At 41.4% G+C, this 876-nt stretch carries 1 protein-coding gene; it reads right to left on the minus strand.

Going from position 1 to position 876, the window contains the following annotated elements; all coding sequences use genetic code 11:
• Positions 1-518: 518 nt before the first annotated feature.
• Positions 519-876 (minus strand): flagellin (locus AB4589_RS24880; protein WP_277948679.1); only part of this gene is annotated, 358 nt, incomplete at its 5' end.

The following is an 876-nucleotide window of genomic DNA, read 5'->3' on the forward strand; positions in this document are numbered from 1 at the left end:
GTAAGTAAGTAAGTAAGTAGAAATAGCGCAGGAAAAATGCTTGAGAACAAGGCAGGGTTTTTCGATAAGTAGTTATTCTACAATTAGAAGCTCTCACGCCGTTATCGAGTTTTTAGCAAGCTAGGGTGATAAGTTATTTACTACGATTGGTATTAACACTATGTGTATCAACATCCATCAGAACATTGATATAAGAAAGGATTCCTGATATCTCGCTCTACTCGGTTCTGGAATGACGAAAGGCTACTTCGATACAATAAGCAATAAGCAATAAGCAATGAAATCATCATTTCCCAACTCGGTCATTCCCTACAGTGGGGAACGAACGTGATAGGGAATCTCGCTTTTTCTTTCCCCCCTGATCTCGAAAATTACCGTTACCAAATCGCAGGCAATAAAAAACCCAGCCGAAGCTGGGTTTATTTAGCGCTCATCTCTCACCACGAGCTAATTTGTGGAAGCCTAACATTGACAATTATGACCAATAATGCACATGTTCAATGTGGCCTTTCAACCTGTTAACCTAGTAGGCTAAGTGCCGAGTTCGGAGCTTGTTTTGCTTGAGCTAGAATCGAGCTTGAAGCTTGAGAAAGAATCTGAGATTTAGTCATCTGAGTCGTCTCTTTCGCGAAATCAGTATCTTTAATGCGGCTCTTAGATGCATTAACGTTCTCGTTAATGTTGTCTAAGTTATTGATTGCGTGGTCAAAACGGTTTTGGAAAGCACCCAGTTCAGAACGGTGGCTATCTACATATTTAAGTGCCGCATCGATAACAGCTACAGATTCTTGAGCACCACCAACAGACGTTACGTCGATAGTATCAACTGTTACTTGCTTACCTGGTTGCATGCCTAGCTCACCAGATAGACCACCA

Source organism: Vibrio sp. 10N.222.49.A3, from assembly GCF_041475145.1.
GTDB classification, from domain to species: Bacteria; Pseudomonadota; Gammaproteobacteria; order Enterobacterales; family Vibrionaceae; genus Vibrio; species Vibrio tasmaniensis_A.